The 21,372-nt window shown below is 35.8% G+C and carries 12 protein-coding genes; 9 read left to right on the plus strand and 3 right to left on the minus strand.

Annotation, left to right across the window (positions count from 1 at the left end; genetic code table 11):
- Positions 1 to 136 precede the first annotated feature (136 nt).
- The 8 genes from GSY47_RS09325 (at position 137) to GSY47_RS09360 (ending at position 11,331) form a co-directional block, all read left to right on the plus strand.
- Positions 137 to 1,678, plus strand: a complete 1,542-nt coding sequence (locus GSY47_RS09325) for a sialate O-acetylesterase (protein ID WP_179005936.1) — start codon at positions 137 to 139, stop codon at positions 1,676 to 1,678.
- Between the two features lie 48 nt (positions 1,679 to 1,726).
- The gene (locus tag GSY47_RS09330; protein WP_179005938.1) at positions 1,727 to 2,746 is read left to right on the plus strand and encodes a family 43 glycosylhydrolase; all 1,020 of its coding nucleotides are present in this window, start codon (positions 1,727 to 1,729) and stop codon (positions 2,744 to 2,746) included.
- Positions 2,747 to 2,749: 3 nt separating this feature from the next.
- Complete coding sequence (gene rhaM / locus GSY47_RS09335; RefSeq protein ID WP_179005940.1) at positions 2,750 to 3,079, plus strand: L-rhamnose mutarotase; 330 nt, start codon at positions 2,750 to 2,752, stop codon at positions 3,077 to 3,079.
- Between the two features lie 108 nt (positions 3,080 to 3,187).
- Complete coding sequence (locus GSY47_RS09340) at positions 3,188 to 4,522, plus strand: glycoside hydrolase family 88/105 protein (RefSeq protein WP_179005942.1); 1,335 nt, start codon at positions 3,188 to 3,190, stop codon at positions 4,520 to 4,522.
- A gap of 114 nt (positions 4,523 to 4,636) precedes the next feature.
- Positions 4,637 to 5,977 (plus strand): hypothetical protein, encoded by a 1,341-nt coding sequence (locus GSY47_RS09345; protein ID WP_179005944.1) that lies wholly within the window; start codon positions 4,637 to 4,639, stop codon positions 5,975 to 5,977.
- A gap of 47 nt (positions 5,978 to 6,024) precedes the next feature.
- Positions 6,025 to 7,428, plus strand: a complete 1,404-nt coding sequence (locus tag GSY47_RS09350) for a family 43 glycosylhydrolase (RefSeq protein WP_179005946.1) — start codon at positions 6,025 to 6,027, stop codon at positions 7,426 to 7,428.
- Between the two features lie 20 nt (positions 7,429 to 7,448).
- A complete protein-coding gene (locus GSY47_RS09355) occupies positions 7,449 to 8,777 on the plus strand; it encodes a rhamnogalacturonidase (protein WP_179005948.1) in 1,329 nt (442 codons plus the stop codon).
- A gap of 112 nt (positions 8,778 to 8,889) precedes the next feature.
- Positions 8,890 to 11,331, plus strand: coding sequence for a glycosyl hydrolase 115 family protein (locus GSY47_RS09360; protein ID WP_219071242.1), 2,442 nt, complete (start codon positions 8,890 to 8,892; stop codon positions 11,329 to 11,331).
- A 175-nt stretch (positions 11,332 to 11,506) separates the two neighbouring features.
- Here GSY47_RS09360 and GSY47_RS09365 read toward each other — a convergent pair whose 3' ends face one another.
- The 3 genes from GSY47_RS09365 to GSY47_RS09375 form a co-directional block, all read right to left on the minus strand.
- Positions 11,507 to 13,015: a rhamnogalacturonan acetylesterase gene (locus tag GSY47_RS09365; RefSeq protein WP_179005950.1), complete on the minus strand. Its 1,509-nt coding sequence runs from the start codon at positions 13,013 to 13,015 to the stop codon at positions 11,507 to 11,509.
- A 170-nt stretch (positions 13,016 to 13,185) separates the two neighbouring features.
- Positions 13,186 to 16,053, minus strand: a complete 2,868-nt coding sequence (locus GSY47_RS09370; RefSeq protein ID WP_179005952.1) for a glycoside hydrolase family 2 TIM barrel-domain containing protein — start codon at positions 16,051 to 16,053, stop codon at positions 13,186 to 13,188.
- A 15-nt stretch (positions 16,054 to 16,068) separates the two neighbouring features.
- The gene (locus GSY47_RS09375; RefSeq protein WP_246611301.1) at positions 16,069 to 17,427 is read right to left on the minus strand and encodes a rhamnogalacturonan acetylesterase; all 1,359 of its coding nucleotides are present in this window, start codon (positions 17,425 to 17,427) and stop codon (positions 16,069 to 16,071) included.
- A gap of 255 nt (positions 17,428 to 17,682) precedes the next feature.
- Here GSY47_RS09375 and GSY47_RS09380 point away from each other — a divergent pair, with 255 nt between their 5' ends.
- Positions 17,683 to 21,300, plus strand: coding sequence for a DUF4450 domain-containing protein (locus tag GSY47_RS09380; protein ID WP_179005954.1), 3,618 nt, complete (start codon positions 17,683 to 17,685; stop codon positions 21,298 to 21,300).
- Positions 21,301 to 21,372: the final 72 nt, after the last annotated feature.

The following is a 21,372-nucleotide window of genomic DNA, read 5'->3' on the forward strand; positions in this document are numbered from 1 at the left end:
TTTGAGGCGGTTCTTTATGTTAAAGAGATAATCAGAATTTTTATTTTATAGATGTTTAATAAACAGGGCACTACAGGATACCAATAATGATTTAGTGTCATATCTTTAAAATTTTAGGATTAAAATTATATAACTAATGATTTATTCGGTAAAAATTTTTGTAATATTTATTTTTTTTGGGATAGGACTTACGATGACAGCGCAGGTAAAACTGCCAGATTTGGTAGGGGATAATATGGTTTTACAACAAAAAACAAAAGTTAATTTATGGGGATGGGCTTCTCCAAACGAAAAAATAAATATTACCCTAGGGTGGCAGCAGAATGCAATAGAAGTTACAACTAATGCTGACGGTAGATGGAGAACAACTGTTGAAACGCCTCAAGGAAGTGAAAAAAGTTATGAAATAGCAATTGAAGCTTCAAATAAAATCACTCTGAAAAACATACTTATTGGAGAAGTTTGGCTTTGTTCCGGACAGTCAAATATGTACTTTCCAGTTGGAAAAGAAGAAGGAACTTGGAAAACAGGTGTCAAAAACTACGAAGAAGAAGTTCAAAAGGCCAATTTTCCATCCATCAGATTATTTACCGTTCCAACCAAAGCTTCTCAAAAACCTTTAGATGATGTCAGCGCAAACTGGAAAGAATGTTCTCCTCTATCAATCAAAACATTTTCTGCTGTGGCTTATTTTTTTGGACGCGATTTGTACCAAAATTTGAAAGTGCCAATAGGATTAATTTCTTCTTCATGGGGAGGAACAAAAGCAGAAGCTTGGACTTCGCAGAAAGTATTGGAAGAAAATCCAGATTTTTTGGGAATATTAGAAAATGATGCCAAGAACGAGAAAGAGTTTCAAGAGAAACTAGAAAAATATTATGCAGATTTAAAAACGGAAAGAATTTCAAATAATAATAATGATTTAACCAAAACGGAGCTTAAAAAACCGAAAAAAGAAGAAAACAAAACTTCTTATGTATTGTACAATGCCATGTTGCATCCTTTAATCAATTATACTATAAAAGGAGTAATTTGGTATCAGGGCGAAAGTAATGCTACAAAAGCATTTTTGTACAGAAGTCTTTTTCCAGTTATGATAAAAAACTGGAGAAGTGACTGGAATCAGGGAGATTTTCCGTTTTATTTTGTTCAGATTGCACCGCACAAAGGACAGAATCCTGATATAAGGGAAGCGCAATTATTGGTTTCAAAATCGGTAGTAAATACCGGAATGGTTGTGACTACAGATGTCGGAGATGAAAACAATATTCATCCTATCGATAAACAGACAGTTGGTTATCGTTTGGCTTTACTGGCAAGATCTAAAACGTATAACGAAAAGAATCTAGTGTACTCTGGACCAGCTTATAATCATATGAAAATCAAAAAACAGAAAATTCAATTGTTTTTTGATGAGGTAGAAAACGGATTTAAAAAAACAGATGATTTAAGAGAATTTGAAATTGCAGGAAACGATCAGATTTTTTATCCTGCAGAAGCAAAAATTGATGGTAAAACAATTATCGTTTCTTCTTCTAAAGTAAAAAATCCTGAGGCTGTACGTTTTGCATGGAAATCCGTTCCGAATCCAAATTTATTTAATGCAGAAAATCTTCCGGCATCACCTTTTAGGACTGATGACTGGGAGAGTAAGCCAAATAATAATCAAAATAAATAATTTGCAAAATCTGCGTAATCTGCGAGAGAAATTTTTAAACAAAATGGAATGAAATTAAACTCAAAATATCTTTTCTTAAACCTTGTTGTTGTATTTTCCAGCATGACATTGAATGCCCAAGAAGAAGCAAAAAAAGATTTGAAACATATTGCGCCAAAACCACTGTACCGAGATCCCATTTTTGATGGCGCGGCAGATCCTACTATTGTATGGAATAAAAAAGAAAAGCTGTGGTTTATGTTTTATACCAACAGAAGAGCAAATGATGTTACAGCCAAAGGAATAACATGGGTGCATGGCACTAAAATAGGAATTGCAGTTTCAAAAGACGGCTCAAAGTGGACGTACAAAGACACTTGCAATATCAATTATAAACTTAAAGATATAACGTACTGGGCTCCAGATGTAATTGAATACAATAATAAATACCATATGTATTTGACGATTGTACCAGGAATATTTAATGACTGGTATCATCCGCGTTCGATAATTCATCTTACCAGCTCTAATTTGATGGACTGGAAGTTTGAATCGGAACTAAAATTGGCTTCTGAGCGGTGCATTGATGCTTCGGTTTTTAGATTGCCAAACGGAACATGGAGAATGTTTTACAATAATGAAAATGATGGAAAATCAATTTATTATGCTGACAGTAATGATTTGTACAATTGGAAAGACAGCGGTACAAAAATTATAAAAGATCGTGGTGAAGGGCCAAAAGTTTTTGTATGGAAGGGAAAAAACTGGATGATTTCTGATTCCTGGAGAGGATTGAATGTGTATTCTTCAGAAGATTTTTTAAACTGGAACCGTCAAGAGAAAAATATACTACAGCTTCCTGGAACTGGTCAAGATGATAAAGTAATTGGAGGACATGCAGATGTTGTGGTAAATGATGGAAAAGCGTATATCTTTTATTTCACCCATCCTGGAAGAACTCCAGAAAACAAAGGAATTGACAGCTATGAAACCAAAAGAAGCTCTATACAGGTTGCAGAACTTGAATATCATAACGGAGAAATCAGCTGTAATCGTGACAAATCAGTTCAAATCAATTTAAAACATTAGAAAATGGAAAATAAAAATACCATTAGGAATGCTTTCAAAATGAAATTAAAACCGGGTTTTGAAGCAGAATATAAAAAAAGGCATGACGAAATCTGGCCAGAATTACAGACTTTGCTCTCTGAAACGGGAATACGGGATTACAGTATTTTTTTAGATGAAGAAACACTGATTTTATTTGCAGTTCAAAAAATCAGTCCCGCTTTTGATGAAAAGCATCTGCCGAACCATCCATTAGTAAAAAAATGGTGGGCTTATATGGCTGATATAATGGATACCAATCCAGATAATTCTCCGATTGCCATTCCGTTAAAAGAAGTTTTTCATTTAGATTAAAAAATAATTTTATAACTTCTTCGCTTTCAATAACAATAGACCACTTTGGGAAACCAAAATTGTTATTGCAGGGTTAAATTGAATCTTATTAACCAAAAAATACTAACTATGAACCATTCATCTGTAAAAATACTTGCCTTAATCGCATTTGGGGTTTTTGCTTCCGCGAATGCACAGACAAATGATGTGACCACACCTTTGCATGCCATGCAGCCAGATTATGTAACGCCTTATGTAGTTCCAGAAAAAAATAATATTGAGGCCATTTTAAATCGGGTATATAATTTCCTTGAAGAAAATACCGCTTCAAAAGTTCTCAATGCAAGTGATAATTCAGAAGTAAAAGATTTCAAAAAAGCAAAAGGCAAACTTGTATTTTCTCCAGGCTCTTTCAGACTTACAAGTTATGAATGGGGCGTTACTTATGCCGGAATGCTTTTAGCGGCCGAAGCAACAGGAAAAAAAGAATATGCAGATTATGCCAATAAGAGAATTAAATTAATAGCGGATCTTGCTGAAAATTTTAAAAGCGAAAATGTACAAGATTCGCCAATTCGAACCGTTTTAAAGCCGCATGCATTAGACGATGCTGGAGCGCTTTGTGCTGCTTTCATCAAAGCAAAAAAAGCAGGATTAAATGCAAATGTTGATCCTGTTATAAATAACTTCATTAAGTATATAAGCGAAAAAGAATATCGTCTAAAAGATGGAACGCTGGCTAGAAACAGACCGCAAAATAATACACTTTGGCTGGATGATATGTTTATGAGTGTTCCAGCTTTAGCGCAAATGGGGAGTTATACAGGAGAAAAAAAATATTTTGATGATGCTGTAAAACAAGTCAATCAGTTTTCAGAAAGAATGTTTAATAGCCAGAAGGGAATTTATATGCATGGCTGGGTAGAGTCAATGCAGACACACCCCGAGTTTCATTGGGCGAGAGCAAATGGATGGGCAGTGATGACCATGGTAGAATTATTGGAAGTACTTCCAAAAAATCATCCTGGATATCCTCAGGTTCTAGCGCAGCTTCAAAAGCATATTGCCGGACTTATGCAGTATCAAGACGGAACAGGTTTCTGGCATCAATTGCTGGATCGAAACGATTCTTATCTTGAAACTTCGGCAACTGCCATTTATGCGTATTCTATTGCAAGAGCAATCAACCGAGGATATGTGGATAAATTGGCCTATGCACCTGCAGTTTTATTAGCATGGAATGCAGTAGCTTCCAAAGTAAATGAAAAAGGTCAGGTAGAAGGAACCTGCGTAGGAACTGGAATGGCATTTGATCCCGCTTTTTATTATTACCGTCCTATAAACTTATTTGCGGCACACGGTTATGGGCCGGTTTTATTGGCTGGAGCCGAAATAATAACACTTTTAAAAAATAATCAATTTGAAATGAATGACAGTTCTATTCAGTTGAAAATTAAGGGATAGAGAGTTATAAGTTATAGTTAAAGGTTATGCGGTATGTCTTTCGTAGTTTATCGTTCTGATTTTTAAAACATAACTATAGTTTCAATTATGGGAAAGTTAATCAAAAGCAAACGGATGAAATTCAAATCAATCTCAATTATATTTTTACTTTTTTTCTCGATGACAGCTTTTAGTCAGATTGGAAAACGCTTCCCATCTGAGAAAAAGATAATCAAAGATCCTGTAACGGGTGTTGATTTAATCTTTTTAACTACGAAATCGGCAGGTGATTCTAAAACATATCCAACTCATCCACAATGGACAGCAGATGGCGAATGGCTTATTTTTAGAACAAAAAGGGCTAATGGCGATGCAGTTGCAGTAAACGAAAAGTCAGGTGTGATGGTTCAGGTTACAGAAGGAGGTTACAGCGGTACTTTGTGTATGGCGCAAAAATCGATGAAATTGTATTATATGCGCAAAGGCGAAGAAAATACAATGCAAATTGTAGAAGTAAATCTGGAAAACGTTTTTAAGGATAGTCAAACAGGAAAAATGAAAGCTGTTGAGGCTTATGAACGTATCTGCGGGATAACACCTTCAGAAATGGGTGCTTCTGGCGATATGGCTTTGGATGCTGATGAAGATCGTGTGTATTTTAGAATTGGAAGAGAAGAAGCAGCTAAACATTTAGATCCGAATGTTAAACTTGAAAAAAACTACGGTCCTAGAAATATGGGTGCCGGTCCTGGAGGTATTGGCAGTATGAATATAAAAACGGGAGAGTTGAAACATATAGTTTCGGTGCCGTTTCAGGTGGGGCATATTCAATCGAATATCTGGAATCCAGGAGAACTTGTTTTCTGCTGGGAAACTGGCGGTAAATCGCCTCAGCGCACTTGGACGGTTATGGCAGATGGAACAGGCTTAAGGCCTTTGTATCCTGAATCAGATTATGAATGGGTAACTCACGAAGCGGTAATTTCTAAAGATGAGGTGGCAATGGCCATTATGGGACACCGAAAAATTGATATACAAAAAGAAACTCCAGTTGAAGTTACTGAAAGTTCGGAAATCAGAAATCCTGAGAATCCAGGACAGGAAAGTAATTGGGGAAATTCGGGAACTCGTGAGAAACCAACGGGTTTAGCCATAGTAAATTTGAGAACCCGCGAAATGATTATTGCTGGACAAACCAAAAGCGGCAGCGGATTATGGCACGTACACGGTTCCTCTGACGGAAGATGGGCTGTTGGAGATGATTTCTCCAGAAGTTTATATCTGATTGATCGTAAAACCAACGAAATGATAATGCTGACGACAGGTCATAAACAAACTGCTGCAGATCATGTGCATCCGACTTTTAACAGGGATGGAACTAAAATTCAAATTCAGTCAGCAATGCTTTCTGAGGATAACAGAACTTTAAATATCTGTATTGTAAATGTGCCTAAAGACTGGCTGAAGAGAAAATAGCTTTATAAAAATTCCAAATTTTAAATCCAACTCAAAATATATAAACAATGAAAAAAACAGTATTCTGGATTATTTTCTTTAGCAATATCATTATTTCTTCTGCTCAAAAGTTGGAGAGAATGGATGCTGTTTATTCTGGAGTACCATGGTTTGATCAAAACGGAAATATCGTTAGTGCACACGGCGCTTGTATTGTAAAAGAAAAAGAGACGTTTTATCTTTTTGGAGAAGCTCATTCTGATGACAGTAATGCATTTGCAGGATTTAATTGTTATTCGTCCAGAGATCTTTATAATTGGAAGTTTGAAAGTGTGGCTTTGCCGTTGCAGAAAGAAGGAAAATTAGGTCCCAATCGTGTGGGAGAAAGAGTAAAAGTGATGAAATGTCCGAAGACAGCTGAGTATGTAATGTATATGCACGCCGACTCTCTGACCTATAAAGACCAGTTTGTAGGTTATGCTGTTTCAAAAAACATAGAAGGTCCGTATACATTTAAAGGCCCGCTTTTGTTTGAAGGAAAACCGATCAAAAAATGGGATATGGGAACTTTTCAAGACGATGATGGTTCGGGATATATCCTAATTCATGGAGGCGAAATCTACAAATTGAGTGATGATTATAAGTCGGTTACAGAAAAAGTGAACGAAAACATAACTACAGGTTTTGAGTCGCCAACGATGCTTAAAAAAGATAATCTGTATTATTTTATTGGCTCGCATCTAACCAGCTGGGAACGAAATGACAATTATTATTACACTTCGAATTCAATTAAAGGCCCATGGGAATCATGTGGTTTAATCGCTCCCGAAGGAACATTGACATGGAATTCCCAGTCGACATTTGTTTTGCCTGTTAACGGAACAAAAACAACAAGTTATATATTTATGGGAGATCGTTGGTCTTTTCCAAAACAAGCCTCTTCGGCAACTTATGTCTGGCAGCCGCTTACTATTTCCGGAACTTCTTTAAAAATTCCAGAGTATCACGAAAGTTGGCAGATTGATGTACAGACTGGAATTGTGTCTGTACCAAAAAATGCAGACAAAATCTTAAAAAACACAGATTCAAAAATTAAATATTCTGGCAATTGGAATCATGTTGTAAAAGAGAATAGGATTTCAGAAAGCAAATCAGATGATAGAAATGCTTCATTTTCGATACAATTTAAAGGACAGCAAATTGGCTTTTCGAGTTTCGTTGGCAGTGAAAATGGTTATGCCAAAGTTGTTTTGACAGATAAAGAAGGAAAAAACGTTACTAGCGCAATTGTTGATATGTATAGCAAAAGTGCAATTGAAACAACAGTTTACAAATCTCCAGTCTTAAAAAAAGGCAATTATGTCTTAACTGTTTATGGAACAGGAGAAAGACCAAATTGGTCAGACAAAAGAAAATCAAATTACGGCAGTACAGGAAATTATATTTCTATAACCCAAATTGCCATTAGATAATAAAACAAAAATAAGGTACAATGAAAAAGTTTTTCACTTTAATTTTTTGCATTTTAGGAATGGTTCAAAATGCATCTTCACAAAAATACAGCAATGATAAATTTCCCGATGGAAGTGAAATTACGCCATGGTTTAAAGATTATACCAAACTGGAGCTTAAAAGTCTAGGTAAACAATATAAAATTACAGACCATGGAGTGGGAACTGACAGTACTAAAATACAAACAGCTGCCATTCAGAAGGTAATTGACAAAGCAGCCACAAACGGTGGTGGCGTAATTGTAATTCCAAAAGGAGTTTTCCTGAGTGGCGCTTTATTTTTTAAACCTAAGACTAAATTATATGTCAGTGAAGGAGGTGTCTTGAAAGGTTCAGATAATATCGCTGATTTTCCTATTATGGCTTCCAGAATGGAAGGGCAGAATCTGGATTATTTCCCGGCTGTAGTCAATGCTTACGGAGTAGATAATTTTTCAATTTCAGGAAAAGGAACGATTAACGGAAACGGAAAAAAATACTGGGATGCTTTTTGGGCGCGTCGTAAAGAAAATCCAAAATGCACCAATCTGGAAGTTTCGAGACCTAGATTGGTATTTGTGTGGAATTCGAATAATGTGCAGTTTCAGGATGTAAAATTGATTAATTCTGGTTTTTGGACGAATCACTTTTACAAATGCAATAATGTTAAACTGCTCGATTTGTATATTTTTTCGCCACATCTTAAAGATAAAGCTCCAAGTACGGATGCTATTGATGTGGATATCTGTACCAATTTTTTAGTAAAAGGCTGTTATATGTCGGTTAATGATGATGCTGTGGCGCTTAAAGGCGGAAAAGGCCCTTATGCAGACCAAGACCTGAACAATGGAGCCAACAAAAATATTATTATCGAAGACTGTAATTTCGGATTCTGTCATTCGGCTTTGACTAACGGAAGCGAGGCAATCCACAATAGAAATGTAATTATGCGCAATTGTAAAATTGACGGCGCTTCAAGATTATTATGGTTGAAAATGAGACCTGATACACCGCAACGTTACGAATATATCAGAGTTGAAGATATTAAAGGAGAAGCCAAAACGGGATTAGCTGTTTTTGCCTGGAAACAATTCTTTGATTTGAAAGGACGCCCAGATATTCCGCTTTCGTACGGCGATAATGTAACTATGAAAAACATCGAATTGAAATGCGATACTTTTTACGGAGTAGAAAACGACCCAAATGTTCGTTTGTCTAATTTCACTTTCGAAAATATAAATGTAGAATCAGTAAAAACAAATATTGACAAGAGTTTGATAAATGGTGTGACGTTTAACAATGTTTATTTAAATAACAAATTGGTTGAGTAATTAGGTGCAAAGTAACAGAGAAACAAAAAGACAAAGGTTTTTAACTGCCGAATTCTCTAATTTAAAAAAATGACTTTGTGCCTTAGTGCCTTTGTGGCAAAAGAAAATAAAAATGAAGAAAATACTAACCTTAATTTTCGCAATAACAGCTTTAAATTGCTTTAGTCAGAATGAAGAATCAGTGCAGTTTTTAATTGCAGATTCCAATCATGCAGTAAACATTTTCATTGACAAAAACACGGATTCGCTGATTGTCTGGGCTGTAAACGAACTAGCAGACGATATTAAGGAAATAACAGGAAAACGTCCTGAAATTGTTACTACAAATAAGGTTTCAAAAAAGGGAATTTATGTTGGTCAGATTTCTTCAAAATTATTTCAATCCAAAAACAATCAAAAAGAGTTAGAAAATCAGTGGGAAAAATTATCAATTAAAAAAGAAAAAGATAATCTTCTCATTGTTGGTTCAGATGTTAGAGGAACTGTTTATGCAGTTTTTGAAATTGCCGAACGTCTCGGAATTTCTCCGTGGAAATGGTGGGCAGATGTTCATCCGTTAAAAAAAGAAAATCTTTCGTTGTATCTTCCATCAAAAGGAATTGTTGAAGCTCCATCTGTACAATATCGAGGTATTTTTCTAAATGACGAAGACTGGGGATTACAGCCTTGGGCAGCTAAAACTTTTGAGCCAGAAACAGGAGATATCGGCCCTAAAACCTATGAGAAAATTTTTCAGTTACTCCTGCGTCTAAAAGCGAATACAATTTGGCCTGCTATGCATCCGTCTACAAGAGGTTTTTTTACCCTTTCGGGGAATAAGGAAATGGCACAGCAATATCGAATTGTGATTGGTTCTTCTCATGCCGAGCCGATGCTGAGAAACAATGTTGACGAATGGAAACCGAAAATTTACGGCGATTACAACTATTTTACGAATAAATCTCAGGTCGATAAATATTGGCAGGAGCGATTGGATGAATTAAAATCGGCTCAAAATGAAACAATTATGACCTTAGGAATGCGTGGTGTTCATGATAGTAAAATGGAAGGCGCAAAAGATTTAAAGGAATCGATTGCAATGGTGGAAAAGATTATTCTAAACCAGCGTGAGATGCTTTCAAACACTTTTAAAAAACCGCTTTCAGCCATTCCACAGGCTTTTGTTCCATATAAGGAAGTACTGGAATTATATGATAATGGACTCAAAGTTCCAGACGATATAACGCTTGTTTGGCCCGATGATAATTACGGTTACATTCGTCGTTTGAGCAGTCTAGAAGAACAAAAGCGAACAGGAGGAAGTGGTGTGTATTATCACATTAGTTATTGGGGACGTCCTCACGATTATCTTTGGTTGAGCACCACACAGCCGGGTTTGATTTGGTACGAAATGACAAAAGCCTATCAAAATGGAGCAAAAAAAATGTGGATTGTAAATGTTGGAGATATCAAACCAGCAGAATACGATACTGAGTTTTTTCTGGACTTAGCTTGGAATGTCAACAGCATCAAATCGGATGGAATTGATGAATATCTGAAAAACTGGATGGCAAGAGAATTTTCTGCTGCAGTAAGTCAAGAGTCGGCATTGATTATGAAAGAATATTACCGTTTGGCAATGCTCAGAAAGCCTGAATATATGGGATGGAGCCAGACGGAGCCAACAACTCCCGTTAAATTTTCTGATTTTTCTGAAGAAGAATCCTTAAACCGAATAAAAGCTTATGAAAATATAGTCCAAAAAATAGACGAACTGGAAAAGCTTATTCCCGAAGAAAGAAAAGACGCGTGGTTTCAATTGATGGTTTATCCTGTTAAAGGTGCTGCTTATATGAATTACAAATTTTTGTATTGGAATTTAGCAGCTACGATTTCAGATGTAACTCAAAAAGAAAAGTATAATACTTTGGCCACTCAGGCTTTTGAGAAAATTCAGGAATTGACTCGTTTTTATAATGAAAAAGTAAGCAATGGCAAGTGGAATTATATGATGTCAATGCAGCCAAGAAAACTGCCCGTTTTTGAAGCAGTTAAAAAGACTGAAAATTCTAAGGAAAAGTCAAGAAAAATAACAGATAGAATTTACATTCAAGCAAATCAATTTACTTCTAAAAATGACACAGAAAATTATCAATGGAAAACAATTCAAGGTTTAGGATATAGTAATAATGCAGTGACTTTATTTCCGTTTACGCAACGTTATTTTAAAAATGAAAAACCGTCTGTTTCTTATGAATTTGAAATTGGAAAATCAGGCGATTATGAAATTGAAGTACGTCTGCTTCCAACACATTCCAATAATTTTGACCATGAAATCGGAATTCAAGTAGACGGAAAAGGCACGGAATTCTTTAAAATAAATACCAAAGACCGGGATAAAACCTGGAAAGAAAATGTGCTTAGAAACAGTGCAATTGTAAAAATTCCAGCCTCAAATCTTTCAAAAGGAAAACATATTGTTAAGATTGAAGTCAATCAAACCGGAATTGTACTCGACCAATTAGCAGTTTACTTAGCTGCCGAAGGAGGAACTTATGAAATTCCGTTGAAATAAAATGGATTGGTCTAAAAAGTAGTTTGAAAGTACTTGTTTTTTATGATTAGCTTTACTTATAAAAAAAATATAACCACAAATTACACAAATTTTCGCAAATTAATTTGTGAGAATTTGTGCAATTTGCGGTTAAAAATAAGTTTTCAACCTTAACGACTTCAAGTCCATAATTGCTTTATTTAGGGATTTCAATATAATCCCTCAAATTACAGTTTTTTAATTTTTGAATGCTTTCAGCTACAGTAAGTGCATTCAACTGTGCACCTTCCAAACCGGTATGCGTGTGGTCTTTTGGGAAAAAAGTTTTTACTTTTTCTTTTCCGAGCAACTCATATCTTTGCGCCACAATTTCATTTAAATCAATATAAAGAACATCTTGTTTTTCTGCCGCAATTTTAGACCAATTGCCATAAGTATCAGTTCTTCGTTCTACTTTATCATTTGGCCATTCATTACGTGGAGTCTGGCTCAAGACTATCGGAATGGCACCTTTTTCTTTGGCTTCGCGAATGAATTTCTCCATATACCAGCCAAAAGTATGTACAGTTTCTTTAGTGCCGTCTGGACGGGTAACTTCTTGTGTTTCTTCGCCGTTTCCTTTTAAAGAGCCTCTGAATTTTTCTTTATCAATATCGCCAGCATCATTATGTCCAAACTGAATTAGAATGAAATTTCCAGGTTCCAGCTGGTTTTTGACTTCACTCCATAAACCTTCATAATCGAAAGTTCTGGTACTTCTGCCGCCGCGTGCTTTGTTGATAACTTCAATTCTGGTCGTATCGCAATATTGAGGAAATGGAACTCCCCAGCCAACGGCATCAGGATTATTGTTATTGTTTGCCATAGTCGAATCGCCAATCAGAAAGACTTTTTTCTTGGCAGGAAGTACAATTTTTGGATTATCTAAAATGTATTTTTTTAATGAATTTTTACTGTTTTTCAATTCATCAATAATAACAGAAGCCGAAAGCACAGCTCCTTTTGCTGATGTATGGGTATGGTCTTTTTTATAGAAATAAGTGCCGGTAATTTTTGTTTCGCCAAATTTTTCCATTTCAAGAGCCATTTTTTCGTTCAGGTTGATAAAAGTTACCTTTTCCTTTTCAGCAATCTGTTTGGCCCATAATCCGTATGATGTGTCATTTCGAGGTACTTTTCCATTCTGCCAGTCATTGCGCGGAATTGGAGAGCAAATAATCGGAATTGCACCTTTTGATTTCGCTTCACGAACTACTTTCTGAATATACCAGCCATAAGTATGTACAATTTCATGTTTTTTGGTTAAGATATTGTCGATTTCTTGGGTTTCAGAACCAATTCCTTTAATGGTGCCTCTTGCGCGGAGACTGTCATTTACAGGGCCATTGTCATTGTGTCCAAACTGAATCAGAACATAATCTCCTTTTTTTAGTTTATTTAAAACCGCTGTCCACAATCCTTTATCTTGAAATGTACGGCTGCTGGTGCCTCCCAAAGCATGGTTTTCAATCTTGATTTTTGTCGTATCGAGATATTGCCCAATGAAATCTCCCCAACCCCAAAGACCTCCGGCTCCATCTCCTTTTCCATTTTTTACAGTCGAATCTCCAACCATAAAAAGAGTAGGTCTGTTGTCTTGTTTTGATGTAAAATTGAAAAATAATACAGCCAAAAGTAATGCAGTAAGTATTTTAAATAATTTCATGTTTTGAATTATAAATTTTGAATAATGTTATGCATATTTACTTAACCGCAAAGTTCGCAAGGGTTTACGCGATGAGCGCAAAGCTTTGCGAACTTATTTTCTTTCAATATAAACAGATAAAAATCTTAGCGTTCTTTGCGGTTAAAAGATTTTAGTATTTAAACTTAAAACTATATTTTATCTCTAAAATCAAACCATAGATTCATTTTTATTCCCTCGTCTCCACTTTTGATGCGGATATTGGTAGGCTGGCTTTGAGGCCCTTGCTGTTCAAGAGGTTTAAAATCTCTCATGGCCGGAATTTCATACATAAACGAAATATCTCCTTCCGGAAAAGCTGGCTGCGGATAACTGCCAGGGAAACCATTTTTAGGCAAATCCGGAGTAAATAACCTCAAAAATAGATTATCAGATTCACTGAAAACTTTAAAAGAAGAAGTTCCCGCTTTTAAATTTGCTCCAATAACATTAGCATGATAGCCCTTAAATTCAGGATATACCAGATTTTCAAAACTTTCTCCTGTTATTGTAGTATTATAATCTTTCTCCCAAATTCCGTAGGTAGTGCCTTTTATTCTATTTTTCCAAACACGGTATGGCCCCCTTCCAAACCATTTCATACCCGTGACATCCTTTTCAGGAAAACTGAAAGTGATTCCGAAAGAATTGATTTTATCTTCAAAAAATGCTCCGTCAAAACCATCAAAACCGCTTGGTGCTTTTTCGTTTTTCAGGACAATCATTTCCATTTTAAATCTTCCGTCAGCTTCCATTGTCCATTTTATAGTTGAAATTCCACCAACATAGGAAACCAAACAAACTGCTTTATCTCCCTCTTGTAAAACTTGAATGTCTTTTAGTTTCGCTTTCATTCCGATAGGACGTGGGCCATTTGTTAATGGAATAGTTGAAATTCCGTTTTCAACAGAAGTAATTTCTCCATTAGCAGCATTGAGAACAACGGTAACATTATTTCCTTTTAAAGTAACTTCGGTTGCCGTTTTAATTGCCGATGCTTTTGCTTTTGTATTTTGAACGGCTAAAAACTTATTTGCATAAAAAAGTGCTTTATGAATTGGCCATGTCCAAGTGTAAATTTCTTTATTGAACTGGTCATAAGCGGTAATAGAAAGTACATCTCCCTCAGCAAAATTGTTTGGAACCGCAAACTGAATTTTACGTGTTTCTCCCGGATTTATATCTGGAATTTGAATTTTGCCAGAACTTATTGCTTGTGCATTTTTGTTGCTGTATAAAACGTCTGCATCAGATTTTAGCACTTTAAATTCCATTCTGCACGAGTTCAGATTACTGAACAAATAATCATTTGTAATCAGAAAAGACCCGTCAAAATTTGGAGTAACTTGTTTTGGCTGAAACTGGATGGGTGCCCAAACTTCCTTTACAGTATAATAACTACCTTCTTTTTCGCGATGAGGCCCTAGAATTCCATCTGCTGCTAAAGAACCTTTTGAATCAAATTTTACATCTCCAGTCCAATCCGAGCGTTTTACGGCTTCGTCGAGCATTGCCCACATAAAGCCTCCGGCAAAAAGCGGACTTTCTTTGTAACGGTTCCAGAAATCTTCCAATGCTGCGCCATGTCCGTTATCATAAGTTCCGTGCATGAATTCGGTTGGAAAAAACACATTTTCGCCTGCATTAAAACGATGCATGCCCGTTAAGTAAGTTGGGTAATGATGCGTATCCCAGCCATTAAAATCAGCCCACGGATGAATCACAATTCGTTTCTGAGGGTCTTTATCGGCAAAAACTTTATCGACTTCATAATTCCAGCCGCCTTCATTACCATTATCCCAAATAATTACAGATGGATGATTGACGTCACGTGTTACCATTTCGCCGACCAATTTCGTTCCCGTTTCAGTATCGTATGAGTTTTGCCAGCCTGCCAGTTCATTCAAAACAAAAATTCCAAGAGAATCACAAACTTCCAGAAAGTGTTCGTCTGGAGGATAATGCCCTCGGACAGCATTCATGTTCATGTCTTTGATTAGTTTTCCGTCCAGTTCGCTGATTCTTTTGCTGGTGCTTCGTCCTCCTTCTGGCCAAAAAGAATGACGGTTAATTCCCTTCATGACAATTTTAGTTCCGTTTACGTAAATTCCGTCCTGTTTTTTAAACTCCAGAGTCCTGAAGCCTATTTTTTTATTGTATTCATGAATACTATTTCCGTTTTGTTTTAAAACCAATTGCAACTCGTACAAATTAGGACTTTCTGGATTCCAAGGTTTGATGTTTTTCCATTGTGCTGAAATACTTTCTTTAGTAGTTTTCGCTTTAAGCGGAAAAGAAAAAGTTTCCAGACTTTCTCCATTCAAACCTTTTAGCGAGGCTTCTAAAGTGGTATTTTTTGCAATATTTTTTAAATCCAAATCAACTGTGATGCTGCCATCCATTTTTGGATTTACGGCTATATGCTGAATATTTGTTTTAGGAGAAACTTCCAGCCAAACCGGACGATAAATACCTCCAAACAACCACCAGTCGGCTCTTCTTTCAGCTGCATTAACCGATTTGTTAGCAGAGTGTTTCCAGACATGGACTTCCAGAATATTTTTAGCACCATAAGTTACTAACGATGAAATATCATATTTAAACTCATAAAAACCACCTTGATGAATAGCGCCTGCTAGCTTTCCGTTTACTTTTACCTCAGTGTCCGTCATGGCACCGCCAAAAACAATCTTCACTTCCTTGTCCTTATAAGACGCTGGAACTTCAAATTCGTATTTGTATAAACCTTCTTCTTTGCTTGGTTCTTTTTGGTTTAGTTCTTTATACCAGCGTCCGTAGGTATATTCCCCAAAACCTTCTAATTCCCACTGAGAGGGAACATTTATTTTCGACCATTTTTTGCTGTTATTGCCATCGGTGCAGTAAAAATCCCATTGTACAGGATGTTCAAAATCTTTTCCCGAAAGATAAATTTTGTCAGTCTGTTGCGCTGTAACATGTAACGAAATAAAAATGGTCAGGGCTGTAATCCACTGAATTTTAAGTTTTTTTAGTTGCATAAAGTTGGTCTTTGGTTAGTTTCCATCTGGTTTAGAAATTTCAAAACGGGCACTCATTGGCAGTGTCCAACTCGAAATATAGTTAGGTTTTTTCGGATCGTAATCTGGAATATCTTTTTTGATTTGTTTTTTTAACGGAACATCAAGCTGTCGGATTCCTTTAATTACACAAAGCGCAATTTCGTTAGCCCCAAAGCTATTAAAATGCGTATTGTCGTCCAATGCTTTTTCCTGACCAGGAAAGGTGTTGGCAGGATATTGTACAAAAGCTTTTCTGGATACTTTGTCGCCCCAGGTTTCATACAATTCTGTTGTCATTTTTGTAATATCAATAAGAGCTGTATTGTTTTTTTGAGCCACGGCACGCATCGCTGGAGGAAAATCGCCATGCGTATCTTTTAGAGTGCCATTTTCATTGAAAAAACGGCGTTGTGTTGGGGTAACTAAAATCGGAATTGCGCCTTTATCTTTAGCTGCCTGAGTAAATTCTGCCAATAAATCTGAATACGATTCCCACGGGCCATTGCCGGCGCCTTTTATTTTTTCGTCATTATGACCAAATTCCACAAAAAGATAATCTCCTTTTTTGATTTGGGAAAGTATTTTTTTCAAGCGGTTGCTGGCTTTAAAAGAACTCAATGAAGAACCCGAATACGCATAATTTGCTACAACAACATTTTCATTAAAATAAGCAGTGATAAATTGTCCCCACGATGCCCAAGGCTCTACATCTTGGTCGGTAACAGTAGAATCTCCGGCTAGATAGAGAACAGTTAAATTGTCTTTTTTTGTGATTTTGATACTTTGAACGGCTGTTTCTCCTAAAAATTCCAAAGTCAATTTATCATCCCAATCTAAGATGTCTTTTTCTCGGTCTTTAAGAGTAACACTCAGATTATCATTAATTTTAGGATTTCTAACATTTACATTAAAAATCTGTACTGCTGATTTTCCTTTTGCAACAATAAACTCATTAACCATTAATCGACGAGACTCTGCTTTTATGGTTGTTTTAAGGTCTTTTTGAGGATTTCCTAAAACTACTTCAACTTGATAATTTCCTTCAGGAAGTTTTACAGAAAAGTAGACAGGCTTTTCAATAGAAAAAGAATTGGAGTTTAATTTTAGGTTGGATTCGGTATTAAAGTCAAATCCATATCCTAAATCAGATTTGTATTGTAAAGATTTTGTTACCGAAATTCCTTTTTTGATTTTTAAATCAGTGCCAAACTGAAAGAGCATTGTCTTTTTTAAACTGTCTTCAGAAACTGTTTTGTTGTCCAATACATTTTTTGTTGAATTATTTGAAAATGCTGAAAACGGCATTAAAACAGAAAGAAGGTATAAATACGAATATTTAAAAAATTTAGTCAATTTTTTGAGATTTTAATTTATTTGTTTTTCAAATCTAATCCTTATGATTTTATATAGTATCCTGTACTATGATGTTAAAAAACGATTAAAAAAATAAAGTTTCAATAAAAAATAATCTTATAAGTCAGGTATGTACAGGATACGATGTAGTGAAAAAACAAAGAAATTGCATCAATATATATTGAATTGATAAAAAAATCAATAAATAATTTCGTTATATGTTTATTTTAAAAACATAATATTTTTTGCCATTCTATGAGAGTTATAAAATCTATTGCAACAGTATTTATCGGCATTTTTTTCTTGAGCTCGTTAATAATAAACGCACAGGAAAAAACAGCCCGCAAAATTCATTATATACCTGAAGGAAATAATTTTGTACTTAAAAATGGCAGCCGAAAATTTAATAGAGCACTTTATGGTTCCAATACAGGATTTAGAGCAGAAGCGGGCGATTTACCAGAATTTGCGCTCTATATGCCAGGAATGGGAGGCAATCTCAAATTAGGTTTAATAAGCGGAAAAGACAGCAAATGGATTACTGAAGCATCAAAAATTGAAACCAGTTATGTTTTGGGAACAATGCATTATGAAATTCACGATGCTCTTTTAGGAACTGGAAAACTGTTGATTGATGCTGTAGCTTTAAGAGATAAAGAAGGTTTTATTTTGAAAGTATCAGGTAGCAATGTGCCAAAAGAGTGCAGTCTCATGTGGGTTTACGGTGGAGCGACAGGGAAAAAGTTCAGTCGTGATGGAGATATCGGAGCCGACCCCGAATCGGTATTTTATTTGAAACCTGAATATTGTATCAATAATAAGTATACTTTAGAAAAACAGTCCTTTCTATTGGAATATGGTTCAGAAAGCAACAAACAAAAAGACGGAAACAATAAGAGTTTAGCAGGTTATTTTCCTGATTCAGCTGTTCATTTGGTAAATGCCGAAAAACAAAACTCCCCTTTAGAATTATACAATTCCAATTCAGAATCATTAATGATGGTTGCGGGAAAAGTTAAGAGCTTTCAATACGAAAATTATTGGCTTCTGACACCTGAAAAAATACAGAATCTTACGCAAAAAAATATTGCATCACTTTATGAAGAAGCTGTTCAGCAGACAACGGTTTTAGCAAATAGAGTAAAAGTAGTTACGCCAGACCCTTATATCAATACATTGGGTGGAGCACTTGCAATTGCTTCTGACGGAATATGGGAAAGCCCAGCTTACTTGCATGGTGCGGTGGCATGGAGAATGTACCTCAATGCATGGCGTGGTGCTTACACAGCCGACCCTTTAGGTTGGCATGACCGTGCAAAATCTCATTTTAAGAGTTATAGTAATTCACAAGTTACAACTCCTGAGAGTGGCCCAGTTGTGTTTGATGCTGAAAAAAATCTCGCGAGACAGAAAGAAGAAATGGGAACATCCATGTTCAGCAGTGGTTACATCAGCAGAAATCCGAACAAGAATACTGTTGCTCATCATTATGATATGAATCTGGTTTTTATCGACCAAATGCTGCGTCATTTTAAATGGACTGGAGATACTGATTTTATGAAGGAAATGTGGCCTGTACTTCAAAGACATATTGACTGGGAAAAACGAAATTTCGATTCAGACCGCGATGGTCTATATGATGCCTATGCCTCAATTTGGGCGAGCGATGCGCTTCAATACAGCGGAGGCGGCGTAATTCATTCTTCGGCTTATAATTATTATGCTAATAAAACGATTGCTGCTGTAGCCCAAGAATTAAAGGTGGATGCGCTTCCGTTTTCAAAAGAAGCTGATAAAATTTTAAAAGCTTCCAATCAGATTTTATGGCTTCCTAAAAAAGGAATTTTTGCAGAATATAAAGACGCTTTAGGAAATAGATTATTGCATGAAACTCCCGGAATTTGGAGTATTTACCACACGATTGATTCAGAAATGGCTACTCCGTTTGAGAGTTTTCAAATGCTGCATTATGTGGATAAACAGATTCCTCGCATACCAATTAAAGCGGAAGGATTAGATAGAACTGATTTATTTACCATTAGTACCACCAATTGGCAGCCTTATACTTGGTCGGTCAATAATGTGGCATTGGCGGAACAATTGCATACGGCTTTGGCTTTTTGGCAGGGCGGACAAGCTGAAAAAGCGTATCATTTATGGGAAAGTGCTTTGATAGAAAGTATGTATTTGGGAGCTTCGCCAGGTGCTTTTGAACAGCTTTTGTACCAAGATGCAATGCGTGGCGAGCTGTATCGTGATTTTGCCGATCCGATAGGAATGGCTTCAAGGACTTTGGTTGAAGGTCTTTACGGAATTCAACCCGATGCTTTAGCAGGAACTTTGACTATCAGTCCAGGTTTTCCTTCTCAATGGAATCAAGCTTCAATTGAAATACCAGATATTTCCTTTTCTTTTAAAAGAGAAGATAAAAAAGACAGTTACAAAATCGAAAATCGTTTTCCATCCAAAATGAGTTTAAAGTTGCTTTTGGATGCACCTTATGATAAAATCCAAAGTATCATGATAAATGGTAAAATTACTTCATACAAAGCAATTTCGGAAAACATCGGAAAACCGAAAATTTGTATTGAAGTACCATACAGTGCTATTTATGATGTGATTGTAAACTGGAAAGGCTTTCCTTTAGAAGAAAAAAAACAGACCCCATTTTACACCAGTGGTCAAGATTTACATATGATGACTCTTAAAGCTGAAATTCTTTTGGTTTACGATCCGCAGTCGGTTTTAAGTGCTATTTCGAAAACTCAAAATGAGCTTCATGCCAAGGTTAATGGGGAAGGAAACAGCGTGTTTTTTATAAAACTGAAACAAGGCGAAATGTCTTGGTGGCATCCTGTCGAAGTTAATTTTAAACCAAAATTAGAAGCTGCAGCAAAACTTACAGAAGCCAATACTTTAGAAGTTTCCATTAAAAGCAATACTGTAAAAAAGATGGAGGGTTCTTTGGTTTTAAATAAAAATGAAAAAGCGAGTCAGCCAATTAATTTTAATGTATTAGAACAGAAAACAGTTCAGATTCCAGTTCAGGATTTAATGCCGGGAACGAACAGATTGGAAATTAAAAATGGCAATTCATACATTCAAAATATTGAAATAATCAATTGGGATATTCCGTTTTCGGCTTCCCATAAACAGGAATCGATTGCTCTTTCGTCTTATTTTAATGCTAAAGTTACAGATGTTTTTACCAATGAATATCTTGCGCCAAGACCTAAAACAACGACATTACAGCTTCCGAAACAAGGAATTGGCAATTGGTGTTATCCTAATTTAGAGGTAAAAATTGATGACAGCGGACTTCGTGAAAAAGCTAAAAATAGTGACAAAATAACTTCTCCTGAAGGAATTGTATTTAAAACGCCTTCTGTAGCAGACCAAAAAAATATTGTTTTCACTTCTATGTGGGATAATTATCCGGAAAGTGTTTCGATTCCGTTATCTGGAAAAGCATCGCATGTTTATTTTATGGTCGCTGGAACTACGAATCCAATGCAGAGCCGAATGAAAAATGGCGAAATCACAGTAAATTATACAGACGGAACTTCTGAAGTTTTAGCACTTAAAAATCCAGAAAACTGGTGGCCGATTGAGCAGGATTATTTTATTGACGGACTTGCCTTTACAACCGATGCTCCAAAACCGCCGAGAGTTTATCTAAAATCAGGAGAAATTTCGAGAAATTTTAAAGATTTTAAACCTATAAAAGGCCTTACCAATTATGGTGTTAAAGGCGGAGCTGGAACCATTTTGGATTTGCCATTGGATAAAAATAAAACATTAAAAAGTTTGACTTTGAAAGCAATTACAAATGATGTTGTAATTGGATTGATGGGAGTGACTTTAATTAGATAATAATATGAAACAGCTTGAGATTTAACCGCAAAGCACGCAAGTTTTTTTTGCTTTTGGAATTCTAAAAAAACG

It is taken from the genome of Flavobacterium quisquiliarum (genome assembly GCF_019308285.1).
GTDB classification, from domain to species: domain Bacteria; phylum Bacteroidota; class Bacteroidia; order Flavobacteriales; family Flavobacteriaceae; genus Flavobacterium; species Flavobacterium quisquiliarum.